Origin of the sequence: Mesorhizobium sp. M8A.F.Ca.ET.021.01.1.1 (genome assembly GCF_003998025.1) — a bacterium.
Classification (GTDB): Bacteria; Pseudomonadota; Alphaproteobacteria; order Rhizobiales; family Rhizobiaceae; genus Mesorhizobium.
Map to the genome: position 1 here is coordinate 1 of NZ_RZSJ01000673.1, position 3119 is coordinate 3119.

Consider the following 3119-nt stretch of genomic DNA (forward strand, 5'->3'; position numbering starts at 1 on the left):
GTGGTGGGCGTGCTGCCGGCAAAATCGGCGCGCCGCCGCTGGTGGCCTTTCGGCGGCGCCGCCACGCCGGCCGGACAGAAGATGGACGCCGTCGCCGGGCTGGCGCTGAGACGCCTGTTCTCTTCCAGCCGGCGTCCGCCGGACTGGCCGCTGGTGCCATCCGTCCTGCTGACGTCAGCGCCAGAGGACGCCGCGCAGCGGGGCCGGGTGGCGCGTCTGCTGGCCAACGCGGCGGCCGCCAGGGGCAGCCGTGTCCTGTTCATCGACACCAACAGTGCCGGCGGCGGCCAGAAGGAGCCGCAGCCCGGCCTGCTCGACGTGCTGCGCGGCGAATATGCCTTCGAGGCGCTGAGCCAGTACGCGCCCGGCAGCAACGTGGCGGTGCTGGGCAAGGGCCGGCCAAAGGCTGCCTTCTCCGAGGCGCAGGGCGTCTATTTCACGCAGCACATGCTGGCCCAGGCGAGCCGCAATTTCGAACTCGTCATCGTCGACGGCGGCGCGCTGGCCGACAATCTCAACGCCTCGCCGCTGGTTGCCATGGTCGACGAGATCGTGCTTGTCGCCACGCTCAACGCGACGCCGATGCGCGATGTCACGGCGGCTTCGCAGGCCATTTCCGTCATGGGGCGGTTGCCGACCGGCGCCTTGCTGGTCGACGAGGCGGCCTGACATGGCTGCCATCCGAGGTGCCGCCCGGTCCGCCACCCCAGCCGGCTGGGCCGGCCAGGGTCAAGTCGCGGCCGCGCCCCGTGCCGGCAATTCCCTCGACTGGGTGACCGGCTACGGCCTAGTCGCGGTTGTCGCGTTGCTGTTCAGTATCTCGGGCGGCATGCTGTGGCTGGTGGGCTACAATTACGACGGCCTGACCGGCAATCCGGCGACCAAGATCCATCCCTCGACCTATCTGCTCGTGCTGATGTTTGCCTGGCGCGCCTGCACCTTCGGCAACCCGGTCGGCTACACGCTGGCCATAGCCGACAGGCGGCCGGCGAGCGCGCTGCTGGCCGTCATGTCGATCATGCTGCTGGTCGTCGTCATCGTCAGGCAGCGCCCCGGCATGGCCGGCATGATCGACACTTTCGTGGCGCCGGCGCTGCTGGTGATGATGCTGGCCGAGGACGACGAAAGGACGTTCGCCCGGATGCGGACCGTCGTTCACGCGGTCATGACCGCGAACGCGCTGCTGGCGCTGTTCGAGTTCGCCACCAAGACGCTGGTCTTTCCCTACCGGCTCGACGGCGAGGTGTTCATGAACGACCTGCGCTCGACGGCGCTTCAGGGCCATCCGCTGTCCAACGCGACCATCACCGCGATCTACGTGCTGGCGCTGCTTTCGGGTTCGCGATCGCTGTCCATGCCGCTGCGGCTCGGGCTGGTCGGCCTGCAATGCGCGGCGCTGGTCGTGTTCGGCGGGCGCTCGGCGATGGTGACGACGATCGCGCTCGGCGGCATCTACCTGCTTTTCAGCGGCGTCGCCTATCTGCGGCGAGGACGCATCAGCCTGCCGGGTGCCGCACTTGCGGTCGTGCTCTGCTCGCTGCTGCCGGTCGTGCTCGCCATGCTGTTCTCCTACGGCTTCTTCGACGCGCTGCTGGAACGCTTCGTTTCGGACAGCGGCAGCGCCAATGCCCGCGTCGAAATGTTCGAGCTGTTCAAGCATTTCGAACTGCGCGACCTGATCGTGGGACCCGATATCGATCTCATCGAAAGCCTGCGCCGTATCAACGGCCTCGAACAGGGCATCGAGAACCCGATCATCCGCCTGGTGCTCTATCAGGGCGCCTTCTTCACCTTGCTGTTGTTTCTGGGCTTCGTACTGTTCATGCACGAAGTGGCGCGCCGCTGCCATCCCGGCATCTGGCTGACGATGCTGGGCTGGCTGATCCTGCTCAACACCTCCGAAAGCCTGGCGTCCAAGACGACGCTGATGACCAAGTTCGTGGTGATCGCGCTGGTGCTGTACCGGCCGGTGGGGGTGGCGGGGCGAGGAGTACAACGGTTGCAAGGGTAGCGCTCTACGGCGCCCCCCTCTGCCCTGCCGGGCATCTCCCCCACGAGGGGGGAGATTGGCGGCTTCTGCGCTGGCTCTCTCTTGCAGCATAGGCGATTGGCGAAGGCGGACGTGCCTCCGATCTCCCCCCTCGTGGGGGAGATGTCCGGAAGGACAGAGGGGGGCGTGAAGGAACTCGACGATTGCCCGTGTGGGACGGCAACCTACTTCGCCATCCTCAGCCCCAGCGCCTCGACCATCGCCGGGTCGAGTGCGCGCGTCGTGTCGTCCATCATGCCCATACCGTCGAAGAGGTCCCAGAAGGCCCAGGGGAAGCCTGATGCCTCGGCGCTCTGCCTGACATCGGCGATATAGCGGGCACGGTCGGGGTTGGGGGCGGCGACGTAGCGGGCGTCGGTGCGCAGCGCGCCGAATTCGCCCATGATGATGCGGCCAGGCGCGATGCCGTGGCTGTCGGCCCAGTCGCGCGCCTGGCCGATATATTTGTCGATGAACCAGCGGTCGGGCCTGGCGTCGAAATAGACCTTGAGCACGCGCTCGGTTTCGGCATAGGCGGCCTGCTTGTCCGCTTCGGAGGTCTCGATGTCATCAGCCATGCGCGCCCTGACGGAGGCCAGCGTCTGTTCGAGCGAACCGGCGGAAGCCGGCCATGGCACGTTGTTCAGCGCGCGGTAGACGGGCTCGCGCATCCAGGGCGCGCCCTGGTGGCTGAACAGATAGGGTTCGTAGAAGTGGAAGGTGAACAGGATCGGCTCGAAGGCCGCCAGCGGCTCCGGGTCGAGCGCGGCGAGCCCGCTCACCATCGAGCCGCAGCCGCCGGTGACGACCAGCGGCAAGGCCGACGACGATGCCCTGGCGGCCGTCAAAAGGGCCGCCTGGACGTTCGACCAGACATTGGAAGAGCAGGATTGCGGCGGCTCGTTGACCGGTTCCAGCGCCACCATGCCCTGTGCGAAGCGCTGCAGCCTGCCGGCAAGCGTGCCGACCAGCGCGCGATAGGCTGCGAATTCGGGGGCGGCGGTGCTGGAGACCATGCGGTCGGGATTCCAATAATGGGTGGCGCCGTTGGCCTGCACGTTGACGATGATGCCGAGGTCGGCATCGAGGG

2 protein-coding genes and 1 pseudogene are annotated in these 3119 nt (G+C 67.3%); 2 read left to right on the forward strand and 1 reads right to left on the reverse strand.

From position 1 onward, the window contains the following. Positions 1-669: pseudogene (locus EOA36_RS31935) on the forward strand (tyrosine-protein kinase family protein); the annotation flags it as partial. A 1-nt stretch (position 670) separates the two neighbouring features. After that, positions 671-2011, forward strand: coding sequence for a VpsF family polysaccharide biosynthesis protein (locus EOA36_RS31940; protein ID WP_127280830.1), 1341 nt, complete (start codon positions 671-673; stop codon positions 2009-2011). A gap of 203 nt (positions 2012-2214) precedes the next feature. Here the strand turns inward: EOA36_RS31940 and EOA36_RS31950 are convergent. After that, positions 2215-3119: cellulase family glycosylhydrolase (locus EOA36_RS31950; protein WP_127280831.1), on the reverse strand; the 905-nt coding region annotated here is incomplete at its 5' end.